Genomic DNA, 24,941 nt, shown 5'->3' with positions numbered 1-24,941 from the left:
CGGCGAAGTGCCTGATAGCCTTACCGGATGCTTCCCCGCGCCCTTGCTCCCATCCTGTTCGGTGCCCTGTTCCTGTGGCCGCTGCGTGCGCTCGCCTGCATCAACGCGATGGACACCGCGGCGAGGGACTTCCATCTGCCCTTTTTGGCGGAGCTGTTCTTCTGGAGCGCGGGCGCGGTGGTCATGAACCGCGTCTTCATCCACAACGTCTGGGGACCGACCGCGGAGGGACAGCCCCGGCCAACGGCCGCGCGCCGGAACTTCTTCCTCGTCTTCGGCGTCGCCCTCGTCCTGTTGCTGGGAGCGGCCTGGGTGGGCGGGAGTTTCATGGACGTCAGTGATCAGGCTCTCGGCTATTGCGCGATCAGCCCTTCCGGCCTGGTGGTGCTGGTGGCCAGCCCCATCGCGCTCTTCGTCCTGCAAGCCCTCTACTTCCATGGACCGGGCCGGCGGCGGTTTTGTGGCACAAGACGCAAGGCCATCATGAGCCTGGTGCTCACGTCGGCCGTACTGGTGCTGGGGTTGGGGATGGCCCGCGAGTCCCTCATCTTCCCGGAGCTCCTCTGCCACAACACGCGGCTCAGCTACTGGTCCCCCGCCTCCTATTACTGAGCGACCCTCGTGGCATTGCGCGCCCCTCCCCTCGGCACCCTGGCCGGCGTCGCGCTCGTCGTGGCCGCGGCGGGTGGTGGCTCCGTGCTCATCCGTGACGCGGACGTGCTGGCGCTGCGCCTGCCGACGCGGGTGCTCGCCCCCACGAAGACCTCACCGGCGACGCCACGGGAGGCCGTGGAGCATTTCCAGTGCAATCGCTGTCACGTCGTCCCCGGGCTCGAACCGATGTCCGCGCGTCTGAGCGAGAACTGCGTCACGTGCCACCAGGCCATCAGCGCCGGACGGATGGACCTCTGGTACAAGCAGGCGGAGGTCGAGCGATGGAAGAGACACATCACCCACCTGGTGAGGACCCCGGACCTCGGCTCGCTGAGCCAGCGGGTCAAGCGCGAGTGGATCGTCTCCTGGCTCCAGGCGCCGCACGTGGTGAGGCCGCTCTACGGCGCCACCATGCCCCGGATGAAGGTGGGCCCGAAGGATGCGGAGCTGCTCGCGGACTACTTCGCGGTGACCGAGCAGGAGTCGGAGGAACCCGCGCGAGGTGATGTGGAGGCGGGCCGGGCGCTCTACGCGGCGCACCCATGCGCGAGCTGTCACTACCGGGGGGACTTCCCGCTCGCGTCCCTGCGCTACGGCGCGCCGGAGTTCCACAGCGACTCGTCCCGGAGGCGGGCCCCGGATCTGCGCCACGTGCGCGACCGCATGTCCCTGGCGCAGCTGCGGAACTGGCTGACGGATCCGCACCGCATCCTCCCTGACACGGAGATGCCCACCTTCTCGTTCACGCCAAAGCAGGTCGAGGATCTGGCGGCCTTCCTGCGCGAGCCCCTGCCGAAGGTGGCGGCAGCGCCAGTCCCCCGCTACCAACCCCGGAGGCTGGAGCGCGAGGTCCACTATCCGGAGGTGGCGCAAAAGCTCTCACGGCACCTCTGCTTCCACTGCCACTCCGACATGCGGCGGCCCGGAGATCAGGGGCCTGGGAACACGGGCGGGTTCGGCTACGACGGCGCCTCGCTCGACATGGCCACGCGGGCCGGCATCGTCCGGGGCATCCAACGCGACGGCCAGTTTCGCGGGCTCCCGGATCGACTGGAGGACGGGACGCCACGACTGGTGGCCGCGCTGCTCGCACGGCAGGGGGAGCTGGACGGGCATTTCCAGCCGGGAGTGCTGGGCATGCCCCTGGGCCTGCCGCCCATTCCCGAATTCGCACCGCGCCTCTGAGTATTCCCCCTTGGCTCGCTTTCCATGGACTACCCTGGCCATGGGGATGAACCCGGGGGAGAGGTACGGCGCTTGAGCATTCGGAATGTCATCGTCATCGGAGGCACGGGCGACATCGGACGCGCCGTCGTCCACAAGCTGCGCGCGGAGGGCCTGCGCGTGGTGTGCGCCGCGAGTGACGTGACGACGGAGACGCCGGACTGCCTGCACGTGGATGTCACGCGCGAGGACTCCGTGGTGGCGCTGTTCAAGCGGGCGGAGGCAGAGACGGGCCCCATCGAGGTCCTGGTCAACTGCGCGGGCGTCGGAGTCTTCACGCCGCTCCATGAGACATCCCTCGAGGACTGGAACCGGATGATGGACGTGAACCTCACGGGCACGTTCCTGTGCGCGCGTGAGGCCTTCCGGCGGATGAAGCCCCGAGGCGGTGGGCGGATCATCCACATCGGGTCCGTGAGCGACCACCTCACGCTGCCCATGAACGGGGCCTACGCCGCGACGAAGCATGGCGTCCGTGGATTGACTGGCGTCCTGAACGAGGAGGGCAAGGCGTTCGGCATCCGCGCCACCCTGCTGTCGCTCGGTGCCGTCTACACCGCCTTCTGGAAGTCGCGGCCGGAGTTCAGTCCGGCCGACATGCTCGCCGTGGAGGACGTGGCCCAGTGCATCTGGGAGATCGCGATCAAGCCCCCGAACGTGCGGATCGACGAGATGCGACTCGTCCCACCTCAGGGGGTCCTCTGATGGAGACGCAGCCGAAGGCACCTGTCGCCGTCGTCACCGGGGCGAGCCGAGGGATTGGAGCGGCCATCGCCACCCTGCTGTCCCGGAACGGGTTCGAGGTGGTCCTGGTGTCCCGCGATGTCGCAGCGCTGGAGCAACTCCAGCAGCAGCTGCTCCTGGCCGGAGGCCGCGCGTGGCCGCTGGCCTGCGACGTCGCGAACAGGGACGAGGTGGAGTCAGCGCTCGGCCGGCTCGAAGCGAAGGTGGGCGTGCCCCAAGTGCTCGTGAACAACGCGGGCCTGGGTGGGCCGTTTCATCGCGCGGACGAGGTGAGCGTCGCCGAGTGGGACCTGCTGTTCGGCGTGAACGTGGAGGGCGTGCGCAACCTGTGTCAGTGGGCGCTGCCGCGAATGAAGGCGGAAGGCCATGGGCGCATCGTGAACGTCGCGTCCATCATGGGTCTCTTCGGTGGCGCCCAGTCGTCCACCTACGCGGCAACGAAACACGCGCTCGTGGGCTATTCGAAGGCCATCGCCGCGGAGTGGGGAGCCTACGGCATCACCTGCAACGCGGTCTGTCCCGGCTACATCGAGACGGACATGCTGGCGAAGGCACCCTCCGCCTCACGCCAGCGATTGCAGGAGCGCATCCCGGCGAAGCGCTTCGGAACGCCCGAAGAGGTGGCGGGTCTGGTGGCGTTCCTCGCGGGGCCCGCTGGCGGCTACGTCAACGGGAGTGCCCTGGTGATGGACGGTGGGCTGTCATCCCATCTGGCATCAGACCTGCCGTCGTTCTGAGCCTGGAAGCAGCACCTGCTCCAGCAGCACACGCAGCTCCTGCTCCAGCCCCGGTACCGAGGCGCCGCGCAGGTTGCCGCCGCCCCGGAAGAGAGACAGGCCTTCGAAGAGGGCGACCAGCAGCGCCGCTCTCCGGTCCCTGCGTGCCGGGGTGAGGTCAGGTGACAGCTCCCGCAGCAGCTCCACGACGCCCGCGCGATAGCCGGCGTAGAAGACCGTGAGGGCGTCGGCGACCATGGGGTCCCTCGCGGCCATTGCCCACAGCTCCGCGAAGAACTGGCAGGCGTGCGGTGAGTCCTGGTCCTCCAGGATGGCGTCCACGGCGAGCCGGAGCCGCTGCGCCGGTTCGCTGCCTCCACCCGCCATCCGCTCGCGGACCCGCTGGAGGGCTTGCTCCAGGTAGCGCGCCAGCAGTGCCCGCACCACGTCCTGTTTGGTGGGGAAGTAGTACTGGAGATTCCCCAGGCTCACGCCCGCGCGCTGGGCCACGACTCGCAAACTGAGTCCCGCGTAGCCCTCACCGGCCAGGACCTCCATGGTCGCGTCGAGGATGCGCTCCACACGCTCGGTGCCCTTGGCATGCACCGCGGTTCCCTTCCGGGGGCTCGGCGAGGGAAGTGTCCCAGGAGCCTTCGTGCTCGAGCGGCGGGCCATCACGCCGCCTCGCGCGCCAGACGCTCGTCGATCCGGACCTCGACGCCGCAGGCCCGCAGGGTGGCCAGCGTCTCGTCGGGCCGGGACTCGTGCTCCGGGAACCACACGCCTGGCGGTGGCGGCGGCGCGCCATCCAGTCCCAGGAGTCGCTCAGCGCCCAGCAACGCTCCGACGGCGGTGAGGTGGGCCTGTCCCAGGGGATCCACGACTTCGATGCGGACGTGCCCCCGCTCGCCCTCCACATCCGCCACCCACGCGGCTTCGCCCCCCGTGTTGCTGCCAGTGAGCAGCGTCCGTCGCAGAGGCGTCCAGCGAGGGTGCTGGAGCAGCCGGAGGATCCCCAGCCGCTGGAGCGCGACGAGCGTCCACGTCGCGAAGCCCGAGTCGAAGCCCAGCCGCGTCGTCACCGTCCGCGCGCCCAGCACGCGGGGCAACGTCGCCTGTTCGGGCGTGTCGAGCCGGAAGACGCGGGTGTGGCGTCCGTCGGAGAACCGCACCCGCCGGCCGTCCGTCAGCGGAAGCACCTGCCGCTCCTGTCCGTCCTCCGTCACCTCGAAGGACAGGCCGAGCCGGTCCATGTACTCCAAAGAGTCCGGCCCAGCCTGATCCGCGAGCGCGAAGCGGATGGCCACCTCCACACGCTCCAGGCGCCCCACCGTCCGCGCCGCCATCGCCACGAGCCGAGGAACCAGCCCCGCCATCCAAGCGGACCCGAGCAACACCGGCGCGCCCGGCGTCGCACCGGAGAGCCGCAGCACCGTGGCCTTCAACCGGGACGTCCACCGGGTGATGTCCAGCACGGGCACCCCGGCGCGCGACGCAGCCAGCAGCAGCGTGTCCTCCGGATCGTTGACCAGGGACAGCACGGCCCGGGGCTTCCCGCCCAGTCCCGCCAACGCCTGAGGCGAGCGGACATCCAGAGCAACGCCCTCGGCCCGCCCCAGCCGCGCAGCCAGCTCCCTGGCGGGCGCATCCCGGCGCCCCGCGATGAGCAGCGGCAGGTCCGGGTGACGCTCCCTCAGCAACAAGGCGAGCTGCGCCCCCACCACCCCATAGCCCCCCACCAGCACGACACGACCGTCCGACTCCATGGCGACTCCCTTTCAAGGCCGGCCACGGATATAGGTCAAGTGACCTATTTTTTCACGACATTCGATTTCGCGCCGGTGGTTGATTCGACCTCCGAGCACACGCCATCCTGAGGACACCATGAGCTTGACGATGCTGCTCTTCCTGCTGGCGGTCTTCACGGGAGGCCCCGCCCTCTTCCTGGGAGTCCTTTCCCACTACCGCCGCCTGACCGTGCGGCTGGAGCAGCATGGGCTGCGCGTCCAGGGCAAGGTGGTCAGGGTCAACGAGGGCCGGGGAAAGCCGAGCACCGTCTACTATGCCTTCAGTCCACCGGACGGCCCGGAGCTCAGCGGCAAGTTCGATGAGGCGACCTCGGTGGCCTCCAAGCGGACCCCGGGCTCTCCCGTCGACATCCTCTACCTGGCGGAAGCTCCGGAACAGCACATGGCCGTGGGCATGGGCTTCACCCAAGGGCTCTACCTGCTGCTGATGGTTCCCCTGGTGGGCTTCTCCATCATGGGCGTCCTGAGCGTGCTGCACGCCTACTTCACCCAGCGGTAGTGCCGCATCCACGCCCGCATGAACCTCCTGGCGAAAGTCGACTGGCGTGGCTAGACCCTGGAGGCGGCGGCTTCTAGCGCCGCGAGGATGATGGAGAGGTCCGCATCTGCTGTCCGCCAGTTGGAGAAGGCCGCACGCAGGCCAGGGCGACCGGCGTAGTGCGTGGGCGTGAAGTGAACGCGTCCGTCGGCCCGCAGCACATCGAGGAGGCGGTCGCGCCGCGCGGCATGCCCTGAGCGCAGCGCGAAGCAGACGATGTTCAGCGTCACAGGGGCAAGCAGCGCGTAGTGCGGTGACGACGCGAGTCCGTCCCCCAAACCACGGGCGAGCGAGCAACCGCGCTCGACAAGTGCGCGGTGCCCGTCGCGGCCGTAGGCCATGAGCGTCATCCACGCGGGCAGTGCCCGGAAGCGGCGCGAGTTCTCAGGCGTGCGGTGCAGCAGATCCGGCCCCTGGCCCAGGTAGGCGGCCACCGCGCGGAAGACGCGCTCCTGCAACGCGAGGTGGCGAGTGAAGACGATGCCGGAGTCGTAGGGGACGTTGAGCCACTTGTGACCGTCAGCCGCGACCGAGTCCGCGTGCGCGAGCCCCCGCAGCAGGTGCGCATGCGCCGGGCTGCAGGCCGCGAAGATGCCGAAAGCGCCGTCCACGTGAAGCCAGGCCCCGTGGCGCCGGCACAACTGCCCCAGCGACTCCAGGTCGTCGAAGTCCCCGGTGTTCACCTCTCCAGCGCTCGCGAGCACGATGGCTGGTGCGCCGCCCAATGATGCGAGCCGCGACTCGAGCGCCTCCGGGTCCATGACGGGCCGGCCCGGGAGGCAGGGGACGTCCTGCACCACGCGACGCCCCATGCCGAGGATGGAGAGCGCCTTGAGCACGCTCGCGTGCGGTGCGCCGCCCAGCACCACGGGCCGCGGAAGCCCCCAGAGTCCCTCCTCGCTCACGTCATGGCCGAGCCGCTCCATCACCCACTGCCGCGCGGTGGCCAGCGAGACGAGGTTCGCCGCCGTCGCACCGCTCACGAAGGCACCCTCGAATGACTCCGGCAGGCCGAAGAGGGAGCGCAGGAGTCCCAGCGCCTCGCGCTCCACGCTGGTGGCGAGTGAGTCGCCATCGTTGCTCAGGTTCTGGTCGTACGCGGAAACGAGCCAGTCGCCCACGAGTGCCGCGGGCGTGGTACCGCCGGTGACGAAGCCGAGGTAGCGCGGCCCCGCGGACCCGGAGAGCCCAGCCTCGTAGCGGCGGCGGAAGAGCGCGAGCGCGTCCCCGGCGCCAAGGCCCGCCTCGGGCAACCCGAGCGGCGCGGGCGGTGCGAGGCGAATGCCCGCGGGGCGCTCAGGCAGGGCGGTGAGGAACTCAAGGGCGCTCGCGCGGGCCTGTTCGAGCAGGTCCGGGAGCAGGGAGATGTCACGGGAGAACAGGTCACTCATGGGCGTCAGGGCCCCAGTAGAACCCAGTTCCATCGAAGGTGGCGCTCCACAGGTCGAATAGGTTCGACTGGGGCCGATGTCACGGATGCCGTGCGGTCCAAGGCCCAGGCGAGGAGACGGCCAGTGAGCTTTGAGCGGTGGAAAAGCGATGGCGATTGGACGATCGAGCCCTGGTTCCTCAGGTCCGATGGAGGGTGGCTCGAAGAATGGCGGGTGATGGGCCTGCCCTTGGACATCCGGCGACAGGCCGTCGAAGGACTGCGGCGCATTTTCTCGCCTGAAGCCTGCAGGGTCATCCGCGATGACGCCAGTCGTTCCGGGTATGGGCGGGTCATCGCTCTGTTCGATGGGGTGCGGTCACCGACCCTCGTCGCCCCGATGCTGGAGTTGGGATTGGCTGCCAGGAAGTCCAATCCCTGGGAGGACCGAGGGCTCATCCACCGTCTGCGCCTTCGCGATGGACATGACGAAGCCGCATTCGAGGTCCATGTCCATGCGGCACTCCTCGGCGCAGGGTTCGCGGTCCAGCGCGTTCCGGAGTCTTCTTCTCGGCGCACGCCTGATTTCAAGGTGACCCGGCGCGGCGTCACCTTCGACATGGAGCTGAAACTGCTGAACAGCTCGGCGCTCGATGGCATCGCGGAGGATTTGAATTGGCTGCTCTCTGGCCGGGACCTGACTCTTCCGGGACTGAGGCTCACGCTGTGTGGCTCGGAGTCCTTTGCCGAACAGGCGCTTGATGATCCGAAGGGCGTCCGCCAGCGCCTGGGAGACATCGCGGATGCATTTGGGCGCATCGCCTCCCGGATCCGGGCATCGCCTGTCGTGGGAACGTACGAGGTCGCGGGATACGGCAGCATTCTCGCGGAAGCCCATGATGGACAGGGAGTGATGACGGATCTGGTGCTACCCGATCTCTCGGAAGAGAAGAAGGCCCAGCGCGTACTCCGACTCGTCCGAAAAGGGCTCTCGCAATTCGATGGGACGCATTCTGGCGTTCTCGTCGTTGGACTCTCCCGCTTCGCGAACCCCTTCTGGGTTGAACACTTGGTGCTGAAGGCTGCCAGGCACGACGACGCCTTTGGACGCTGCAAGATGGTCGTGCTCCGGGACACGCTCAACGACCCTCCGGGCACGAGCCGTCTCCAGACCTCGTTCCCCATCTTTCATGCCTTCTCGCCCCATGGATACCGACGCCTCCGGAAGGCCGAGCTGGAGCTAGCGGACGCTGTCGGCGCTTCGTCCACCCGCCCCGCAGCCAGGCTCAGGCCACCTGCTCCGGGCGAAGAGCCACTCCGTGGTGAAACCCGACGACCCGCCAGGTCGCTGGTGCGACTGGGCACCATCCGCGACTTGAATTCAGGCGACAAAGTGGTTTTCACCCTCAAGGGAAACGGCCAGACGACCACGCGTATCGAACGTGGAGGCGTGGCGGCCACTGAGCCTCAAGCAGCATCGGACGCGGTCCAGCCTGCCCAGGACAGCCCGGCATTGGTTCCCAGCAGGCCACTGCCGCATCGAGACGAACCCACCTAATCCTTGAGAGGGATTGTGTTGGACATTCAAACGTCCAATCCTGATCCAGCGTCGGACCAGCACCCGACAGGCTTCTGGAGGGAGACCTCGATGGCTTTGGTGAAGTGCAAGCAGTGAGGAAACGATGTCGCCAGCAATGCAGCGGCTTGCCCGAAGTGTGGCTCCCCAGTGCCGCGTCGCACCCTTCTTGCGGAGTACGCCGACAACGAGGTTCGCGCGGACTCGAACTTCAAGGGTCAAACCATCCAGACCGCTGGCATCGTGGATGACGTGAAGAAGGACATCACCAACTCCGTCTACGTCACCCTCGGGACCGGGAAGCAGTTCGAGGTTCCGCAGATCCAGTGCTTCGTCCTCTCCAAAAGAACGAAGATCGGAGTGCGTGGCCGGGTGCAGGGGCTGATGATGAATGTCCTCGTACAGGACTGCGAGTTCATCGATATCTAGACGCGTGTCTTCGATATGGCCTACGGCGCCCAGGGGCCCCAGTAGAACCCAGTTCCATCGAAGGTGGCGCTCCACAGCTCGTCCGACGTCAGCCCCTTGAGGGTCGTGAAGCCCTGGGTGCCGAAGAGGAAGTCCTGCCACGCCACTCCGTCGAAGCGGACGAGGTCATCCGAGTCCAGGTGCGCGAAGACGACGCCCTGTCCGAAGGACACCACGTCCAGCAGATCGGGCGCGACGCCGCCATCCACGTAGATGGGATACGGAGGCTTCGTGCTCCAGGTGCCCGCTGAACGCTCCAGGAACAGCCCCTGGTCTCCGCCCGCGTAGGCCAGGCCCGGCGCCACCACGTGCACCGTTTGCAGGGCGTCCTGCCCCGAAGCAGCCTGTGGCAGCGGCTCCCGCAGCCACGGACCTCCATCCGCGTTGACGTGGTAGGCGACGGGCCCTTTGCCGTTGGTGCCCACGGTGATGAGCGTTCGAGAGTCGAGGCCGTGGATGGAGCGCAGGTCCGCATCCACGTGCTCCACCCGCTGGGGCTCCGCCGGATAGTCCCAGCGGAGGATGTCCCCGGTCTCGCTCACCGCGTAGAGCGTCGTGCCTCCGTCCGCCTCGAAGCCCACCAGGTCCTGGATGGCCGCTCCGCCCCCGTCAAAGGACGTCAGCGTGCAGGGCTCCTCGGAGACAAGCGACCGCGTGGCGAGCTGCCCCATCCAGGAGCCCATGAACACACGCCCATCGCTCGGCCGCGCCCACGCGGTGGACCAGGCTCCGTGGCAGTCGGTGAAAGGCTGTACGTCAAAGCCACCATCGGCCTGCCGGCGAACGTGGGCGAGCACGTCGTTGTTGTCACTCACGAGCCAGGCCTGACCGCGCACATGGGGCGCCACGTCCCGGAAGCTCGCTAGCGGGAGGCGCTCGGTCGTCCTCCAGTCGACGCCTTCACAGACGGGCACCGGGTCCTGGCGGCCGTCACAGTTGTTGTCCAGGAAGTCGCAGCGCTCCTCCACCCCCGGTGAGATGGAGACGGAGTGGTCGTCACAGTCCGTCCCCCGGGTGGCGGTGCTCACGTAGCCATCCCCGTCATCATCCCGAGCACTCAACGTCAGCTCGACACGGGCGGTGTCCCCCTCGGGAACCTCCACCTGCGAGGAAGCAGTGGCTACCTCCTGCCCCGCGCACGAGCGCTCCCTGGCGGAGGCTGTCACCTTCGCCGTGTCGCTCCACCCGCTGCGACGAACGAAGCCTGTCTCGCCCGCTCCCTCGGGCACCGATAGCTCGAAGGTCCTGGAGGCGTCCTCCGCGTCCACCACTCGCAGCGTGACGCAGCCTGGACGGAAGCCGTCGTAGGTCAGCCGCACCTGGACATGGCAGGGATGGCTCGCGTCGCATCCGCTGGGGCGCTCCGCTTCGAGTTCATCGATGTCCGGCACCGTGCAGGTGATGCAGAGCAGTCCGAGTCCCACGGCCACGGCGCGCTTCATGGAGAGACCTCCGTCCGCGGCGACGGCGAATCGCCAGTGAGAAGCCAGGTGACGGCGGCGCCAGCCGCGGCGGTGACGGCCGCGCCCAGCAGGATGTTGGCCGCGAGCGCCTGTCCCCGCGCGCTGTCCAGGTGCGCCGTCCGGTCGCTGTAGAAGTCATCCTCGCGCGCGGCGTTCACGTTGCTCCGCGACTGGAGGCCCACGTAGCTCCCAATGCCCCCGAGCACCACGCCTCCACCCAGCAAGGCCAGCGGAAGCACCGGCGTGCGGCGCACCTCCTCCCGCGCCGGTGCTGGCACGAGCCCGGGTGACGGAGCGGGCTCCGGCTGCACATCCGCTAACGCGACCGGTGCGTCCGGAGGCGGCCGGGGGTTGCGCGCCAGCTCCCGCTGCACATTCCGGCGCACCTCCTCGAAGTCACGAGACACCTTGGGGGACACCTTCACCGGAAGGCTCGCATCAGGCATCAGCGACAATCCCTCCTTGAAGGCGGCCAGTGACTCCTGACGACGCCCCAGGTCCGCGAGCACGATGCCCCGGAGGATGGCCACCCTGCCCCGCTCTCCACCGTCACGCGCCACGGCCTTCGCCGAGTCGAGCTGCTCGAGCGAATGCTCGTAGTCGAGCTCCTCGTAGGCCCGGGACGCGGCGGACATCCGGGCCTGGAAGTCAGGGCCCGGGGAGACCACGGGCTGGCCCCAAGCGGGCGACACCAGCATCAACGAGACGCCGAGCACGATTCGCAGGTCCATGGGCACGGAAGATACACCCGACTCCAGGCCCGGAGTGTCGTGCCGTGCTGTTTTGATTCCACGGCGTGTTTGGCATTGGTACTGGAACCCCTGTCTGGCAGGTGCGTGGCCCCTTCACGCCCGGGCCTGAAAAGGCCGTGGAAATGGTGGGGGAATATGCGCGGTACCGGACGTAACAGCACGGGGTGCAACACCGCGTTGTTCTCCCTCGCCCCTTCCGGAGTCGTCCCATGCGCTTCACCTCGTCCGCCGCCCTCCTGTTCGCCGCCTCGCTCGTCACCGCCTGTGGCGGTCCGCTGGAGGAAGAGCCCCCGTTGCCAGGGCAGGAGGCGGAGGTCGGCGGCACCAGCGAGGCGCTGGGCATCACCCTCCCCCCGGTCCTCCCGTGCCTGACCAGCAGCACCGTGCTGGCGCAGCCGGACGGCGAAACGGTTCCCTACGTCTGGAACTGCCGCAAGACGGGCTATGTCCCCGTCTACGCGACGTCCAATGACGCCACGTATGGCCAGCCTTCGTGCACGGACCGCTTCGTGGTCGACGTAACGAACATCGGGGGCAGGCCGTCCCGAGCCTTCGTGGAGGCGGTCCCGGCGACGGCGCCCACCACCCAGGCCGCCTGCAACGCCCTCTTCGCTTCCGCAAACGCCTGGGGAATCGTCAACACCGCGTGGGAAACGATTGGCACGGTGAGCGGCTCGGGCGTCTGGACCCCGCCGTTCTTCGGGCTTCCGGGCTCCTGCAAGCTGCGCCTCTACGTCCCCGACAGCTCGGGCTCGGTCTACACCAAGGTGCGGGTGACCGGCATCGCCACGCAGAACGGCTCGATCCGGATCCGCGTGCGCGCGGGCGCGGAGGTCCTCGAAGGCAACCCCTGCTGAAGTGAGTGCCGTCCGGATGTGCAATGTTTGCGCATCCGGGCGCGCACGCGACCGTGCAAACCTTGCATGCACGGCAAGGTTTGCACACCTCCAGGAAACCGTGTTTCCAGCGCGAATTTCCGACAACTCCAGCGTTCATGTGATTGCGGGGGACGCGTTGGGGCGTCGCCGTGAAGCCGCATGAACGCGGGGAGCGACGGACACATGGTGAAGACCTGGAGGCGCGCGTTGTTGGGCGCGGTGATGTTGACGGCCGCGGGCGCGAGCGCGGAGCCACCGCCCAGCAACAGCGCGCAGGGCACGCAGCTGCACGGCACGGGGCGCTTCGAATCCATCAACATCCCGCTGGCGACCGTGGAGGTGCCAGAGCCCCCCGCTGGCGTGACGTGCGCGCCGGCCAAGGCGTTGACGTTGAACGGCCGGGTCATCACGGCGCAGGGCTGCTCGGGCGGAAATCCTCCCGTGACAGCGCGGTTCCTGGAGGGTCCGTCGCTGGTGAACACGACGTTCCAGGCGCCGTTCGAGGGCCGCACGGTGAAGCTCGTCATCGCGGAGGCCCGCTGTCACGAGGACATCACGCCGCCCACTGCTGAGTGCACTCCTGAAAACCTCTACGCGGGCAAGGCGCGCTGGGAGTACCGCGTGACGGCGTCCACGGAGGACAAGCGGCCCGAGCCGCTGTGCCCCACCGGCAGCGGCTTCGCGATTCCCGTGCCCCACGCCTGGTCCGCGGGCGGCGACCTGATCCGCAACCCGGACTACTTCACCTTCGCGTGCGCGCCGAAGAACGAGGGCTCCGCGTCCCAACCGTTCTTCGTGGGAGGCGGCGTCATCGCCAAGTGCGTCGACTGGGGATATCCGCCCTGGGCCACGGAGTACCCGGAGGGCCAGGCGCTCGCGTACCACCAACTGTGCACGCGCATGGCCCGGGCGGACTACTGCGGCGAGGGCCGCAGCAACACGCTGGACGGGACGCCCATCTCCTTCCGGGGGCCGCAAGCCGCGGTGGCGATGAGCCCTGGCGGACGCCTGCCCAAGACGGTGGGCACCGAGGGCTACGCGCTGGAAGCCATCTGGGAGATGAGTGACTGCGGCGAGGTCCGTCCCCTGTGTCTGGGCAAGGCGCGCTGGGACACGCTGTCACTGGAGGCCACGTGCGTGAACCGCGCGGTCATGCAGCCCAGCCGGATGATGCGGTCCTGCGAGGACTTCAACGTGGCGAACATGGGCACGGCCACGATGCTCGTGTCCTACTCGCTCTTCATCGACCGGGCGCTGGTGGGATTCAAGAGCGGGGAGACGGGCTACCTGACGACGACCGCGGTGACGGTGGACCTCCAGGAGCATCCCGGTGGCGCGGACGTGTCCGGGTACTCCCCGGACCTGGATGGCAACGGGGTGGCGGATGCGACGTCGTTCGGCGCGCTGCGCATGGAGGGGCCCCTGCTCACCCCGAAGCTGCCCGCGAACATCCGCAAGCGCATGGGGACCCTCATCAAGCCGCTGTACCGCTGCGCCAACACCCATGGGCGCTACCTGCTGACCGACACGTCCACCTGCGACGGCGCCTCCGGCTACTCCCTCAAGATGGTGAACGGGGACCAGGGCATCGAGGGCTTCCTGTACAGCGCCGTGGACAGCGACAGCCCGGGGCAGCGGCGGCCGCTGAAGCTGTGGAAGCACGCGCAGCTGGTGGGCGTCTTCGCCACGTCCACGCAGGCCCCGGCCGGGTTCGTCCACGTCCGGGACCTGGGCTTCCTGCCCGCGGTGGGACAGCTGCCAGGCCGCGACCTCTGATTTCAGTAGAACGCACAGGAGGCGAGCCGGAACCGGGCTTGAACCACGGTCGGCTCGCTCTCCGGCTCGCTGAAGAGCAGGGCTTCCACGGTGTATTCCCCCGGCGGCAACGGATTGCCCTCCGGTCCCTTGAGTTCAAGCTGGGAGCGCAGGGTCTGTGCCTGCACGACCTGCTCCTGCTCGAATGACTGCCGGCTCACCACCCAGCCCTCACGGTCCCGGATCAGGATCCCGGCCACGCGCAGCCCCTTCTGACGCTCCTGCCCGGACGGGAACTCCACCTGCAGCGAAGTCTCGATGACCGACACACTCCCACTGGCGACCCGCGTCCCTTCATCCTGTTCGGGAGGAAAGGCAATCAACGTGCGGTCCAGGCGGAGGACCGCGAGGATGCGATTGTCCACGCGCGCCTTCGCGAAGGACTGAAGCCCCGCGCCGAACTGGCGCGGCCCCGGACAGCAGCCCGACAAGCCCACCCCGAGCAAGGCCATCGTGGCGATGCCCGCGGGAATCCACCTGCGTCTCATGACCGGGACCTCTGAAGAGAACAGCAACACGCTCGGGGGATAGACCCTGGGGTCACCCCCGCCCGTTCATACGCGCGGACCGTCGAGAGGTTTTATCCGTGCCGAGAGCCTGCGTGAGCGGCCTGTTGGGGACCCTGATCCTGCTGAAGGCTCCGCCTGGTGCTGGGGCCGCGGCACCGAAGGACAGCTCGGCACGAAGCGCAAGAACTCCAGCGCGCGCCCCATGCGCGTCCAACTGCCCTGCCCGGACTGACACGACCGCCTGGGCCCCGTGACAAGGCCCAGGCGGTCGCGTCTGGTCTCCCGATGGAGGCTCAGTCCCGCGGATGACCCCGCTACGGGAGTTCGCCCATCTGTGGCAGTGGCTCCTGCCAGGAGAAGGTCTGGTAGACGTTGGAGAAGGGCATCCCCCAGAGCTCATACCCTTCGATGCTCCAGTTGGTGCCTTCGCTTTCACTGCGATCCCAGCTCGGCGCCTCATTCGGCGGTTCGAAGGCTCCACTGAAGGCCTTGTGCAGGTAGGACGTCCACGAAGACCTGTTGAAGAGCGTGACCGTCATCGTCTTCCCGTCCGGGTTCGGGCTGAAGGTCGCGCGGTAGTGGCCAATGACGAACGCGAACACACCCTGACTGTCATTGCTCCCCTGGACCCGCATGGGATGATACTTGCCTCCCGCCATGTCCACGGCCTCCATCCATTCATTGCGGGCGCTGACATAGGACATGCTGGAGCGCATGGCCTTCGCGGGGACGGAGTCCGCGTCGAAATGAAGCTCCCGGGCCCCCGTGCCCGTTGCCCAGGAGAAGGCAATCTCGAACGCCCAGGCCCAGCTCTCCACCCGCTCGGACTGCGTCAGGGTCACGTCCGGCCGGAACGCTGTCGGGGTGGGCCCCCGAGGATTCGCGGTCACCGGGAGGATCGGTCCCCCGCTCCCATTCAACAACCAGGCCTCCTCGGGCGTGAGCTCCACGGACATGTTCACCCCGCTGTCGTCGCTGGAGCTCTCCTTGCCGGTCGGGTCCGAGTCGGCCTCCGCGCCCCTCCCGCGCCCACACCCTCCGCAGCTGGTGCTGGGCCCCGTGACGGTTGACGTCTCTCCCCACCCACGGGAGCCATCGCCTTGCGGCCCATAGGTCGGGCCGCCGCTCGAATAGCTCCCGCCTCCCGAGGACGAACCGGGGCCTGACGAGCCATCTCCTCCGCCCGATGGGCCATCACCCGGTCCGGCCGAGTCCAACCCCGTCGGATCCACGAACGCGAGCGGGTTGTTCAAGACGTAGCTGTACCGGTTGTACGACTGCCCGAAGCGCGGATACGTGACGTGCGGATCCGCGCTGAGGAACCGGCCCAACACGGGGTCATACATGCGCCCCTTCATGTTGATGAGCCCCGACTCCGCGTCCGGCTCGTGCCCCGTGAAGCCCAGGTGCACGGCACCCAAGGGCGGCGAGATGGGCGTGGTGAGCGACGTCGGTGAGCGGCGGCTCCCGAAGGGATCGAACTTCATCCGCTCCTCCACGGCCCCCTGCGCGTTGGTGACGGTCTCCGTGGAGCCCAACGGGTCCACATGCAGGAACAGCTCCCGGTCCGGCTGGAAGGTGCCGCCACTCTGCGTCCAGACCACCTGCGCCACCTGCCGGTCCGCGCCGTGGATCTTGAAGACGTGTTCGACGGTGGAGCTCTTCCGCCGCTGCTCGTAGACCTCGCCCGCGTACAGCGTCTGATCCGTCGTGCTGCCCTGCGTGGACCTGCCCACCCGCTGCCGGTTCGCGTCGTAGAAATACAGCGTCGGCTGGCCACCCACGGTGAGGGTGGAAGGAAGGTCGAACGACGTATAGGACACCTGCCGCCCCGCCCCCGTGAGCTGCCGGCCGTTGGCGTCGTAGCTGTACGACGACGTCACGCCTCCCTGGGTCATGCTCGTCACGGCATGCGGCCCGGCTCCCGCACCATACCCATACGTCACCGTCGAGCCCGGACCGGACACCACCGTCCGGTCCAGGAGGTTGCCGTTCGGTGCATGGTGGTAGCGCAGCTCGGACAGGCTCCCGCCCTGCGCCACCTTCCAGGTCGTCAGTCGATCCAACCGGTCGTAGGTGAAGTTCTCCACCGTCTGGGCCAACAGGTCCTCGCGTTGGGACAGGTTGCCGTTGGACTCGTACGTGTAGGCCAGGTCCTGGAGTGTCGTCAGTCCCAGGGTGGTCCGGATGGAGCGGACCTTCCCGTCAAGGTCGTACTGTCGAACCGTCTCCGCGGTGTTGCCCATCCGCTCGGCCGTGAGCTGGCCATGGGCGTTGTAGGACTGAGCCTCCCAGTAGACGTGCTGGTTGGCCGGGTCCTGCACTGCGCGGAGGTAGCCCCGGTCGTTGTACAGGCGCTCCACCTGGAGCCGTGCCCTGCCTGTCACGGCGGGATAGGTCAGGGTCTGGAGTCGGCCATAGGCGTCGTACGCACGGTCGATGTCCGCGAGGAAGCCCAGGTTGTTGGCGATCCACGAGGTCTGCTTCGGCCGGGACAGCGCGTCGAACGTCGTCTCCATCCGGACCACCGCGTAATGGCTGGCGTTGGTGCTCACCGCCACCTTGCCAATGCCATGGAGCGCGGTGTCCCAGGTGAAGTTGGAGCGGCCGTCGGACTTGTCCACCTGGGTAATCCGTCCCAGGGCATCTCGCGTGTACGTGGTCAGCGCGCTCATCGCGTCACGCGTGTCCTTCAGCTCCCCAAACGCGTTGAAGTTGAACCGGCGATCGCCCGCGTCCGGATCAACCATGCGGATCCGGCGTCCGCGCACGTCGTATTCGAAGGACGTGATGTTCACGCCGCCAGGCTGCCGGACACCCGTCGTCACTCCGAAGGGGCCGTAGGTGTAATACGTGTAGACACCGGGCCCGCCGCCCTCCAACTCGAAGTCGGCGCTGCCGCTCACGCGCTTCAGGTCGTCAAACTGGAGGACCGTGGTGTTCCGCTTTTCATCGAAGCTGGTGACGTAGCGGCCAGAGAACCTGCGCTCCTTGAACGTGCCGTCCGGGTGCTGCTCCCGCAGCGGACGATCCAGGTTGTCGTACGTGCTGATGAACGACGCCGCGGGCGCGGACTCCACGTGCGGCAGGGCCCGGGACACCGGGCGCCCCTTCGCGTCGTAGACCTGCTCCATGCCGACATACGCCCCGTCGAATCCCTGCCAGCGGCGGAGCACCTCCCGCCCCAGCCGGTCGTAGGTGAGCTCCGCGCTCCGCGACGTGGTGGGCCCCGTCTTCACGGAAGCGGAGACCTTTGGCCGGCCTGTCGCATCCGCCAGGTGGCTGTACGTCACGTCCGCGGAGTCGGGCGAGTCCTCGAAGCGCAGCCGGCCCAGCCCGTCATACCGGTACTTCACCTGGACCCCGTTCGGATCCTGCACGGCCCCCACCACCCCGAGCCCCGGATGACGGGCGACCTCCTGCGTGTGCCCCAGCGCATTGGTGAATGTCTTCGGGTACGTCTGGTCGAGGTCGTCATAGGCGATGCGCTCGGTGCGGACCTGGCCCGAGCCCTCCGACACCACGGCGGAGACGAGCCCGAAACCCGCGTCCCGCTCGTAGGTCGTCGTGAGCAGCATCTCCGAACCACCGTCGACGACGCCCGCGGGCGCCGTCGGTTCCACCCGCGTCCGATGGAGCAGCCCCGTTGCTGGGGAGTAGTCGTGCTCGACGACCCGCGTCCGCGTCCCTCCGTCCAGGACGGTGTCGGTCTGGCTGAGCCGCCGCTGCTGGCTGATGAGCCAGTCCGACTCGGAGGTGTCGAACTGCGCGGTCGTGAGCATCCGGTAGCGGTTCCCACTGGCGGCACCGCTGACAACTTCGTCCGTGAGCTCCTCCAGGCTCGTCACGTTGCCGTAGGCATCCTGGGCCCGCGTCTTCTGGCCCTGGAACAGCAGAGAGCCCCCCTCCTTCTCTTGCCAGGCCAGCGTCTCCGGGTACACGTCCAGCACCTTGCCACCGTGACGGGAGTCCGCCTTGTAGGTGCTGGAGGTCACCACTTCGTAGGTGCCGCCGTCCTCCAGGGGGATCACGGTCCGCAGCTCCAGCGGGAGCCCGGCCTTCACGTAGAACGTGCCCTCGCGCGTGACGTTGTCGTACGTCGCGGTGCGGGTCGACAGGCGGAGCAGGTCCTGCTCGACGCGCCGGGCGAACCCCAGCCAGCCGCGTCCCTTCCGGTCAAAGCGGCCATCCTGGTAGGTGAACTTCATGGCGCGAGGCTGGGTGAGCCCCGAGTCCTGTTCGTGGAGCCGCACCAGCCACAGCCCCGTGCGTGCGCACCGCGTGGGATACGCGCAGCTCTGCGCCGGGGTGTAGACGCTGGCGTCCGACAGCGGCGCGTACTCGAAGCGCTCGAACGCATCCAGGCCGTCATCCACGCGCGTGAGCAGGTCGCCGGGCGTTCCCTGGCGCAGGTAGACGTGGAGGGTGCCGTTGACGACCTGGACGAAGTCCAGCTGTCCGTCACCGTTCACGTCCAGCACGTTGGACCAGTCCCAACCCGCGGGCTCGGTGGCGGTGCCGGGGAACTGACTGCCCACCGTGAACGGCAGCCGGACTTGCGTGAAGCTCGTGCCCGTCGACACGAGCACGGTGACCTTTCGCGGCAGCGCGGGCGCCAGCGGATCCGAGCTCCCGCCCATCAGCAGCAGGTCATGCCGGCCATCGCCGTTGTAGTCCACGACCCGGACGCCCGAGTCATCCAGGTTGAGCGTCCCCACCGTGTGGTTCTGGGCGCCCACGTTCCAGGCCACCGGTTCGGCGAAGCCATGTCCCGTGTTCACCGCGACGCGCAGCTGCCCCTGCCCCACCTGCGCGGCCACGGCGTCCATCAGGCCGTCGCCCGTGACGTCCGCGAAGTAGTACTGCTTGCCGTCGTCCTGGGCGAGCGACAGCGGCTGCGTCACCACGGTGTTCGTCGTGCCTTCCAGCCCGTACGCCTGGAAGCCCACGCCCGTGGAGCGGAGCAGCAGGCTCGACTTCCCGCTGCCGTTCACGTCCACGGCGTAACCCCGGACGTTGTTCTCGTGCCGCGGCGTCGTCGCCACGTAGCTGGCGAGCGTGCCCGCGTTGTTCAACCGGTAGCCCAGCGTCTGCCCCGGCGTGCCACCCTGCCCGTAGACACCCACGCCCCGAACCCACTCCGCGAAGCCGTCGCCGTTCAGGTCGAGCACGTACAGGCCACGGGCCTGGTGAACCCAGGGCTCCTGCGGGTCGTCGACGAACTCGAACGCCGTGGGGGAACCGGAGGCCGTGGGACGGTAGAGACAGTTCCGGTACTGATAGCCGCCGAGCGATGACAACTTCTTCCCGGTGATGACCAGCTCCAGCCGGTCATCCCCGTCGATGTCCAGGTACCGCTCCTCTCCGTCGGGGCAAAGGCTGTCGTAGTACTTCACGGTGCGGGGCGTGGCGTCGATGCCGGTCCCCGTACTCAGGAAGAAGAACGACGCGCCCTGGATGAGGTCGTCGCGCCCGTCTCCGTTGATGTCGCCCGTGAGCAGGTGGCCCTCGCTGTGGGCGATGTTCGTGTCGATCTCCGTGAAGGTCGCGTCCCCCGGGGTCCAGGTGAAGCGCGTGCGAGGCAGACAGACGCCCGCGCCATCACACTCCTGCACCGCGTCCAGCCGGCTTCGCTGGCTGAGCGTGGCCAGGCCATAGGTCAGGGTGTAGGAGCGAAGCAGGCCCGGCGTCGCCGGGTTCGGGCCCCACATCTCGATGCGCTTCAGCCGCTGGGTGTGCTTCTGCTTGAGCCCGCCGACGAAGGCGTCGCTCGGGTCGGGCCGCGCCTCGTACTGGAACCGGACCGACCGCGTCGTCGTGCCCTGCGGATCCGCCGTGGAGGCCGTGTAGTCGATGCGGTCCGGGAGCTGTTCGATGGCGGAGGGATCGCTCGGATGGGATTGGAGGCGGTAGTCCACCCGGAGGTAGTTCCCGGAGCGGTCCTCCACTCGCGAGACGCCCCACGCCCAGCGGACCTGCTGGCTGTAGTCCGTCGTGTAGAAGCGCGGCACGGAGGGACTCTGGTAGCTCAGCGTCACACTCGCGCGCGGGCCTTCCAGCGAGGCGTTGACGCCCCCGCCCATCGTCAGGATGCGGCCGTCCTTCAGGAAGACCTTGAAGGACGTGGGGCCGCGCGCGTCGGGGCTGAAGGACACGACCTTGATGTGGGCATCCTGCTCGGTGCGGTACTCGGACTGATGGCCGCCGTAGGGGCTGGCGGTCCCCGTGGGCCCGCCCGTCAGCACCAGCCGCTGACCATCCAGGCAGAAGCGGTCGCCTGCGTCGCCGTTGTCGAACCGGATCTCCCGGTCCGCGCCCTCGTGGAGGGTGGTCCGGCGGCAGCGGGTGATGCGCGACAGGCCCGACAGCGACCAGCCCACGCCCAGTTCCCCGTTGCCCACGCCGCTGTCGTACTGGAGCGCCAGGCCGGGCTGAATGCCCGCGCGGCCGTCCGGCACCCACAACGGGATGGAGTAGGCCGCCGTGCCGCTATGACGGACCAGCCCCTCTCCAGGGAGTGTCCCAACGGCCAACCCGTTCACCGTCTCCGTCGCCAGGACCGTATCGGACGGAAGGCCCAGCGAGGCCGCCTGGGCCGCGACCGGGTGCGGGCTCGCGGGGGCGGGAGCACAGTGGAGCAGCGGAAGGGACGCGAGCGCGCCCACCAGGAGAGAAGCTCGCCATCTGCGTCCACGTGAGGCTCCGGGGGAAGGAAGAAAGGGAATGCGCGCGCGATGCGCGACAGGAAGTCGTCGTCTCAGGGGCATGGACGTTCCGGGAGTGGAGAGGAGCGATGATTCATGCCTCCGGCCTGGCAGGCCCCCTGGATAGTCCCGGTGGCGTGACGGGAGCGTGACGGCGCTCCGCGAGTCCGCTCCGAAGAGAAAGCTCCAGACCCCAGCACAGGACATCAGGACATAGACGTAAAAGCAGAATATCTAGTAAATATCCCAAGGCGGTTCGGGCTGGCTTGACGCCGGTCCATGCCCCCAAGGGAAGGCTATGTCCATGCTCCAGAAGCGCTGGCTGACGGCATCCGTGGTCCTGCTGGGAGTGAACGGGTGTGGTGGAGGTGAAGGCTTGGAGGGGTCGGTGGACGGGCTGCCAGCGGAGGCAGCGATGTCCCAGGGCGTGGTCGCACAGGCCGCGCCCGGGTGTCTGGCTTCCGACGTGGACACGGACGGCGACGGCGTCTGCGACAAGGTGGAGGCGCAGTACGGCACCAACCCTCAGAGCACCGATACGGACGGCGACCGTCTGAGTGATTACGCGGAGCTGTTCGGTTCCGGGGGAGTGGACCTGCCGACGCTGGGCGCCAACGCACGCCGCAAGGACATCTTCATCGAGGCGGACTACTACGCCAACCGCAAGCCCACGCAGGGCGCGCTCAATCGGGTCATCACCGCGTTCGCCAACGCGCCCGTGTCCAACCCGGACGGCAGTACGGGCATCACGCTGCATCTGGCATTGGACCAGCAGATCGCGGCCGCGGACGCGGACACGGACCTGAACCCGGTGTGGACGGACTTCGACAAGATCAAGGCGAAGTACTTCGCCGCCGCTCGCGCGCCGTTCTTCCACTACATGCTGTTCGCCAACACCTACAGCGGCGGCACCTCCAGCGGCATCTCGCGAGGCATCCCGGCCCACGACTTCGTGGTGACGCTGGGCGGCTGGTCCACGCCGGGCGGCACGGAGCTGCAGCAGGCCGGCACCATCATGCATGAGCTGGGGCACAACATCGGCCTGCGCCACGGCGGCACGGACAACGCCAACTACAAGCCCAACTACCTGAGCATCATGAACTACGAGTATCAGGTGTATGGCTTCACCATCAGCGGCGCGGCGAACGTGTTCGACTATTCGCGCGTGCGAGTGGCGTCCTTCAGCGAGGCGACCATCAACGAGGTCGCCGCGTTCACGCCCGTGGCCCCCACCACGGAGACGGACCTGGCGAAGATTGGCGGGTTGCGCATGGTCAACGTCCAGGTTGCTGGCACCGCGAGCGCCAACCTGGACATGAACGCCAACGGCACCATCCAGACGGCCACCTACGCCCGGGACCTCAACCGCGACGGCAGCACCGCCACGGTGTTCCCCGCGTCGCAGAACGACTGGTCGGTGCTGATGTTCGACGGTGGCGGCACCATTGGCGACAGCGCGCTGGGCACGTCCCGCACGCTGGACCGCGAGCCCTTCCTGGTGGTCCCGGAGCGGGTGGAGCCCTGCCTCACCGCGGACCAGGTCGCCGCCCGGTAGTCCAGACGGCGTCAGCCTCGCTTGAGGCGCTCGATGACCTGGGAGACCCGCGAGGCACCAGCCCCGTGGACGGAGAGGACCTCCACTCCCAGGTCATAAGGGTCGTCGAGCAATAGCCAGGCGAGCTTCTCGTCCACCTCCCTGCGCAGATTCGAATCTTCATGCGCGGGGAGGCGGATGCGATCGCGCTCCTCGATGGGGACGAAGACGACGAAGTCCAGGGTCTTGAGGGTGGAACGGATCCGCGTCAGCCACTCCTCGACGTCGAACGCATCGGAGTCCTCGTGCGTCAGGAGGTACCCGAGAAAGTCGAGGGGGCAGCGATCAAACAGGACGTTTCGCGTGTCCTCTTCTTCGAGCAGATCCAGGGAGCGACGGAGCTGTTCGAGGAAGTCCTCCAGGCACGGTGGAGACGCGAACTCGTAACCCTCTTCTTCGAGCAGGTGGTACGGCTCGTCGACGACCCGATACTCCGGGAGTTCTTCCCCCAGGTCTTCAATGAGCGTCGATTTGCCCACGCGGTGCGTGCCACTCATCGCGATGCGCATGCGTGCCGGACTCCTTGCCCTCCGTTGACGGGGAGGAGGCGCTCGGCCCCTCCCCTTCACGCCCCCCGGAGCAACCGCGCTGCTACCGGCTCAGACCGCGCTGGCGGTTGAGGAAGGCGTCGCCGCGGGCGGCATCATAGTCGGTGCGCAGGTCCGGGTTGGCGATCTGTTCACCGAAGGTGCGGTGGAACGGGATGGCCTGCGAGGGCTGCTGGGCCCGCTCCTGGAGGCTGGACGTCACCCAGCGCTGGAGCTGATCAATGGTCAGGTCCTTGAGCTTGCCCGCGCCGGGGATGGGCAGGTTGGGCAGGAGCCCCTTGGCGGAGAAGAGCAGATCCACCATGCCCTTCACGGCCTCGTTGCGCTTGCCCAGTTCGTCCAGGGACACCTGGAAGCCACCCTCCAGCGAGCCCACCAGGCTGCCCATGAGGCGCGCGCTGCGCTTCGCGTCCTGCGACGGCGGGTTCTCGTTGGCGTGCTGCGCGAGCCCGGCGTTCATCGTCTCCAGGCGCTGCATGACGTTCGTGCGGAACGCGTCGCTGCCCTCGAAGTCCTGCGGCGGCGAGAAGAGCGCCCGGGCGAAGAACTCGGACATCTTCTTCTGGCCATCCAGCCCCAGGGAGCCCGAGCTGTCCTGCAGCGACGACAGCACCGCGTCACCATGCTGGGTGAAGAAGCGGGCGGCGGCGGCGCGCGACTCGCGGTTCTCCCCCAGCTTGTCGATGGAGTCCGTGAACACCTGCACCGACTCCGCCGTGGGCGGGTTGATGCGGCCGGCGGCGTCCAGCAGGCGCCCCAGCGCGGGGGAGGAGCTCGCGTCCGGGCCGGAGGCGTTGATGTTCTTGATGACATCCGCCATGCCTTCCCGGTTCGTCGCCAGGAACGACTGGAGCCGGTCCGGCGGCATGCCCCCCAGCGCCGTGGCCACCGCCGCGCTGCGCTGCTGATCATCCCCGCCGCTCGCGCGGACGATGTCCATCTCCGCCTTCGCATACGTCTCGATGAGGTCCGGGTTGCCCGTGCCGGCGATGATGCCCGCCAGTCCCTCGTGCGTCGCCCCGGGCAGCGCACCGCGGCCGGACGTGGCCACCGCCGCCGACAGCTCCTGGGGAGACACCGCGCCGGAGCGGTAGGCGTTGTCCAGCGCCTGGGACAGCCGCGTGCGGTCCGCCTCCGGCAGCCGCTGCACGCTGTCCAGGATGCCGCCCGCCACGGGGCCGTACTGGAACATCATGTCCATGAACGCCGCCTGCTTGGCCGGGTCCGGGTTGTTCCGCAGCCACTCGGACACGGCGGTGGCGTCCCGGCCGTCGCTGGAGTTCGCGATGGCCTGCTGCGCCGAACGCAGCTCCGTGGGCGACAGCGCCGCGGGCGCCACTGGGGTCGCGCTCGTCGTCCGCACCTCCTCCGCCCCCGCGGGCGTCGCGCCCAGGCGGTTCGCCGTCTGCGTGCCCGCGGTCCCCGCCGTCGGCTGGAACCCGTCCGTCCCCGTTCCGGAACGCACCGCTTCATTCCGGGCGGGCGGCTGCGTCGCGGTCCGCGGCGCAACGGGCTCCGCCGGCTTCGTCTCGATGGGCCGGGGCGCGTTGCGCTGGATGGTCGTCGTCATGGGGGTTCCCC

General features: G+C 68.3%; 20 protein-coding genes. 11 read left to right on the top strand and 9 right to left on the bottom strand.

The window, feature by feature from the left end:
- Positions 1–27 precede the first annotated feature (27 nt).
- The 4 genes from D7Y04_RS14655 (at position 28) to D7Y04_RS14640 (ending at position 3,359) form a co-directional block, all read left to right on the top strand.
- Positions 28–612, top strand: a complete 585-nt coding sequence (locus tag D7Y04_RS14655) for a hypothetical protein (protein WP_121759730.1) — start codon at positions 28–30, stop codon at positions 610–612.
- Between the two features lie 9 nt (positions 613–621).
- Positions 622–1,839 (top strand): cytochrome c family protein, encoded by a 1,218-nt coding sequence (locus D7Y04_RS14650; protein ID WP_121759729.1) that lies wholly within the window; start codon positions 622–624, stop codon positions 1,837–1,839.
- Positions 1,840–1,911: 72 nt separating this feature from the next.
- Positions 1,912–2,583: an SDR family oxidoreductase gene (locus D7Y04_RS14645; protein WP_121759728.1), complete on the top strand. Its 672-nt coding sequence runs from the start codon at positions 1,912–1,914 to the stop codon at positions 2,581–2,583.
- Positions 2,583–3,359, top strand: a complete 777-nt coding sequence (locus D7Y04_RS14640) for an SDR family NAD(P)-dependent oxidoreductase (RefSeq protein ID WP_121759727.1) — start codon at positions 2,583–2,585, stop codon at positions 3,357–3,359. Before D7Y04_RS14645 ends, D7Y04_RS14640 begins: the two co-directional genes overlap by 1 nt.
- Here D7Y04_RS14640 and D7Y04_RS14635 read toward each other — a convergent pair.
- Positions 3,339–3,944, bottom strand: a complete 606-nt coding sequence (locus D7Y04_RS14635; protein ID WP_233601418.1) for a TetR/AcrR family transcriptional regulator — start codon at positions 3,942–3,944, stop codon at positions 3,339–3,341. The genes D7Y04_RS14640 and D7Y04_RS14635 overlap by 21 nt on opposite strands.
- A 68-nt stretch (positions 3,945–4,012) precedes the next feature.
- A complete protein-coding gene (locus D7Y04_RS14630; RefSeq protein WP_121759725.1) occupies positions 4,013–5,104 on the bottom strand; it encodes a saccharopine dehydrogenase in 1,092 nt (363 codons plus the stop codon).
- 118 nt (positions 5,105–5,222) lie between these two features.
- Here D7Y04_RS14630 and D7Y04_RS14625 point away from each other — a divergent pair, with 118 nt between their 5' ends.
- Complete coding sequence (locus D7Y04_RS14625) at positions 5,223–5,645, top strand: DUF3592 domain-containing protein (RefSeq protein WP_121759724.1); 423 nt, start codon at positions 5,223–5,225, stop codon at positions 5,643–5,645.
- Positions 5,646–5,695: 50 nt separating this feature from the next.
- On the opposite strand, the gene D7Y04_RS14620 is transcribed toward D7Y04_RS14625, so the two are convergent.
- A complete protein-coding gene (locus D7Y04_RS14620; RefSeq protein ID WP_120595534.1) occupies positions 5,696–7,075 on the bottom strand; it encodes a pyridoxal-dependent decarboxylase in 1,380 nt (459 codons plus the stop codon).
- Positions 7,076–7,198: 123 nt separating this feature from the next.
- Here D7Y04_RS14620 and D7Y04_RS14615 point away from each other — a divergent pair, with 123 nt between their 5' ends.
- Positions 7,199–8,611: a hypothetical protein gene (locus D7Y04_RS14615; protein WP_121759723.1), complete on the top strand. Its 1,413-nt coding sequence runs from the start codon at positions 7,199–7,201 to the stop codon at positions 8,609–8,611.
- 168 nt (positions 8,612–8,779) lie between these two features.
- Entirely contained in the window at positions 8,780–9,058 is a 279-nt protein-coding gene (locus D7Y04_RS14610) for a hypothetical protein (RefSeq protein ID WP_121759722.1), read from the top strand.
- A 20-nt stretch (positions 9,059–9,078) separates the two neighbouring features.
- On the opposite strand, the gene D7Y04_RS14605 is transcribed toward D7Y04_RS14610, so the two are convergent.
- Both D7Y04_RS14605 and D7Y04_RS14600 read right to left on the bottom strand, forming a co-directional pair.
- A complete protein-coding gene (locus tag D7Y04_RS14605) occupies positions 9,079–10,539 on the bottom strand; it encodes a putative metal-binding motif-containing protein (protein WP_121759721.1) in 1,461 nt (486 codons plus the stop codon).
- Positions 10,536–11,291: a hypothetical protein gene (locus D7Y04_RS14600; RefSeq protein ID WP_120595532.1), complete on the bottom strand. Its 756-nt coding sequence runs from the start codon at positions 11,289–11,291 to the stop codon at positions 10,536–10,538. The genes D7Y04_RS14605 and D7Y04_RS14600 overlap by 4 nt, the downstream gene beginning before the upstream one ends.
- Before the next feature lie 230 nt (positions 11,292–11,521).
- Between D7Y04_RS14600 and D7Y04_RS14595 the strand changes: the two genes are divergently transcribed.
- Both D7Y04_RS14595 and D7Y04_RS14590 read left to right on the top strand, forming a co-directional pair.
- Positions 11,522–12,169, top strand: a complete 648-nt coding sequence (locus D7Y04_RS14595; protein ID WP_121759720.1) for a hypothetical protein — start codon at positions 11,522–11,524, stop codon at positions 12,167–12,169.
- Positions 12,170–12,373: 204 nt separating this feature from the next.
- Entirely contained in the window at positions 12,374–13,966 is a 1,593-nt protein-coding gene (locus D7Y04_RS14590) for an ADYC domain-containing protein (RefSeq protein ID WP_147454523.1), read from the top strand.
- 2 nt (positions 13,967–13,968) lie between these two features.
- On the opposite strand, the gene D7Y04_RS14585 is transcribed toward D7Y04_RS14590, so the two are convergent.
- On the bottom strand, positions 13,969–14,493 hold the full coding sequence (locus tag D7Y04_RS14585; protein WP_147477112.1) for a hypothetical protein: 525 nt from the start codon (positions 14,491–14,493) through the stop codon (positions 13,969–13,971).
- Positions 14,494–14,539: 46 nt separating this feature from the next.
- Here D7Y04_RS14585 and D7Y04_RS46760 point away from each other — a divergent pair, with 46 nt between their 5' ends.
- Positions 14,540–14,746, top strand: a complete 207-nt coding sequence (locus D7Y04_RS46760; RefSeq protein WP_121759905.1) for an RCC1 domain-containing protein — start codon at positions 14,540–14,542, stop codon at positions 14,744–14,746.
- Positions 14,747–14,828: 82 nt separating this feature from the next.
- On the opposite strand, the gene D7Y04_RS14575 is transcribed toward D7Y04_RS46760, so the two are convergent.
- The gene (locus D7Y04_RS14575) at positions 14,829–21,179 is read right to left on the bottom strand and encodes an RHS repeat-associated core domain-containing protein (RefSeq protein WP_158627522.1); all 6,351 of its coding nucleotides are present in this window, start codon (positions 21,177–21,179) and stop codon (positions 14,829–14,831) included.
- Positions 21,180–21,522: 343 nt separating this feature from the next.
- On the opposite strand from D7Y04_RS14575, the gene D7Y04_RS14570 reads away from it, so the two are divergent.
- Positions 21,523–22,773: a hypothetical protein gene (locus tag D7Y04_RS14570; protein WP_233601417.1), complete on the top strand. Its 1,251-nt coding sequence runs from the start codon at positions 21,523–21,525 to the stop codon at positions 22,771–22,773.
- 11 nt (positions 22,774–22,784) lie between these two features.
- On the opposite strand, the gene D7Y04_RS14565 is transcribed toward D7Y04_RS14570, so the two are convergent.
- Together D7Y04_RS14565 and D7Y04_RS14560 are read right to left on the bottom strand one after the other, a co-directional pair.
- Positions 22,785–23,321: an AAA family ATPase gene (locus D7Y04_RS14565; RefSeq protein WP_121759716.1), complete on the bottom strand. Its 537-nt coding sequence runs from the start codon at positions 23,319–23,321 to the stop codon at positions 22,785–22,787.
- 82 nt (positions 23,322–23,403) lie between these two features.
- Positions 23,404–24,930 carry a hypothetical protein gene (locus D7Y04_RS14560; RefSeq protein WP_121759715.1) on the bottom strand — a complete coding sequence of 509 codons (1,527 nt, stop codon included), beginning with the start codon at positions 24,928–24,930 and terminating at the stop codon, positions 23,404–23,406.
- Positions 24,931–24,941 lie beyond the last annotated feature (11 nt).

It is taken from the genome of Corallococcus sp. AB038B (genome assembly GCF_003668955.1).
Taxonomy (GTDB): Bacteria; Myxococcota; Myxococcia; order Myxococcales; family Myxococcaceae; genus Corallococcus; species Corallococcus exiguus.
The sequence above is the reverse complement of the archived record's forward strand: the minus strand, read 5'-3'. Positions and strand labels throughout refer to the sequence as shown.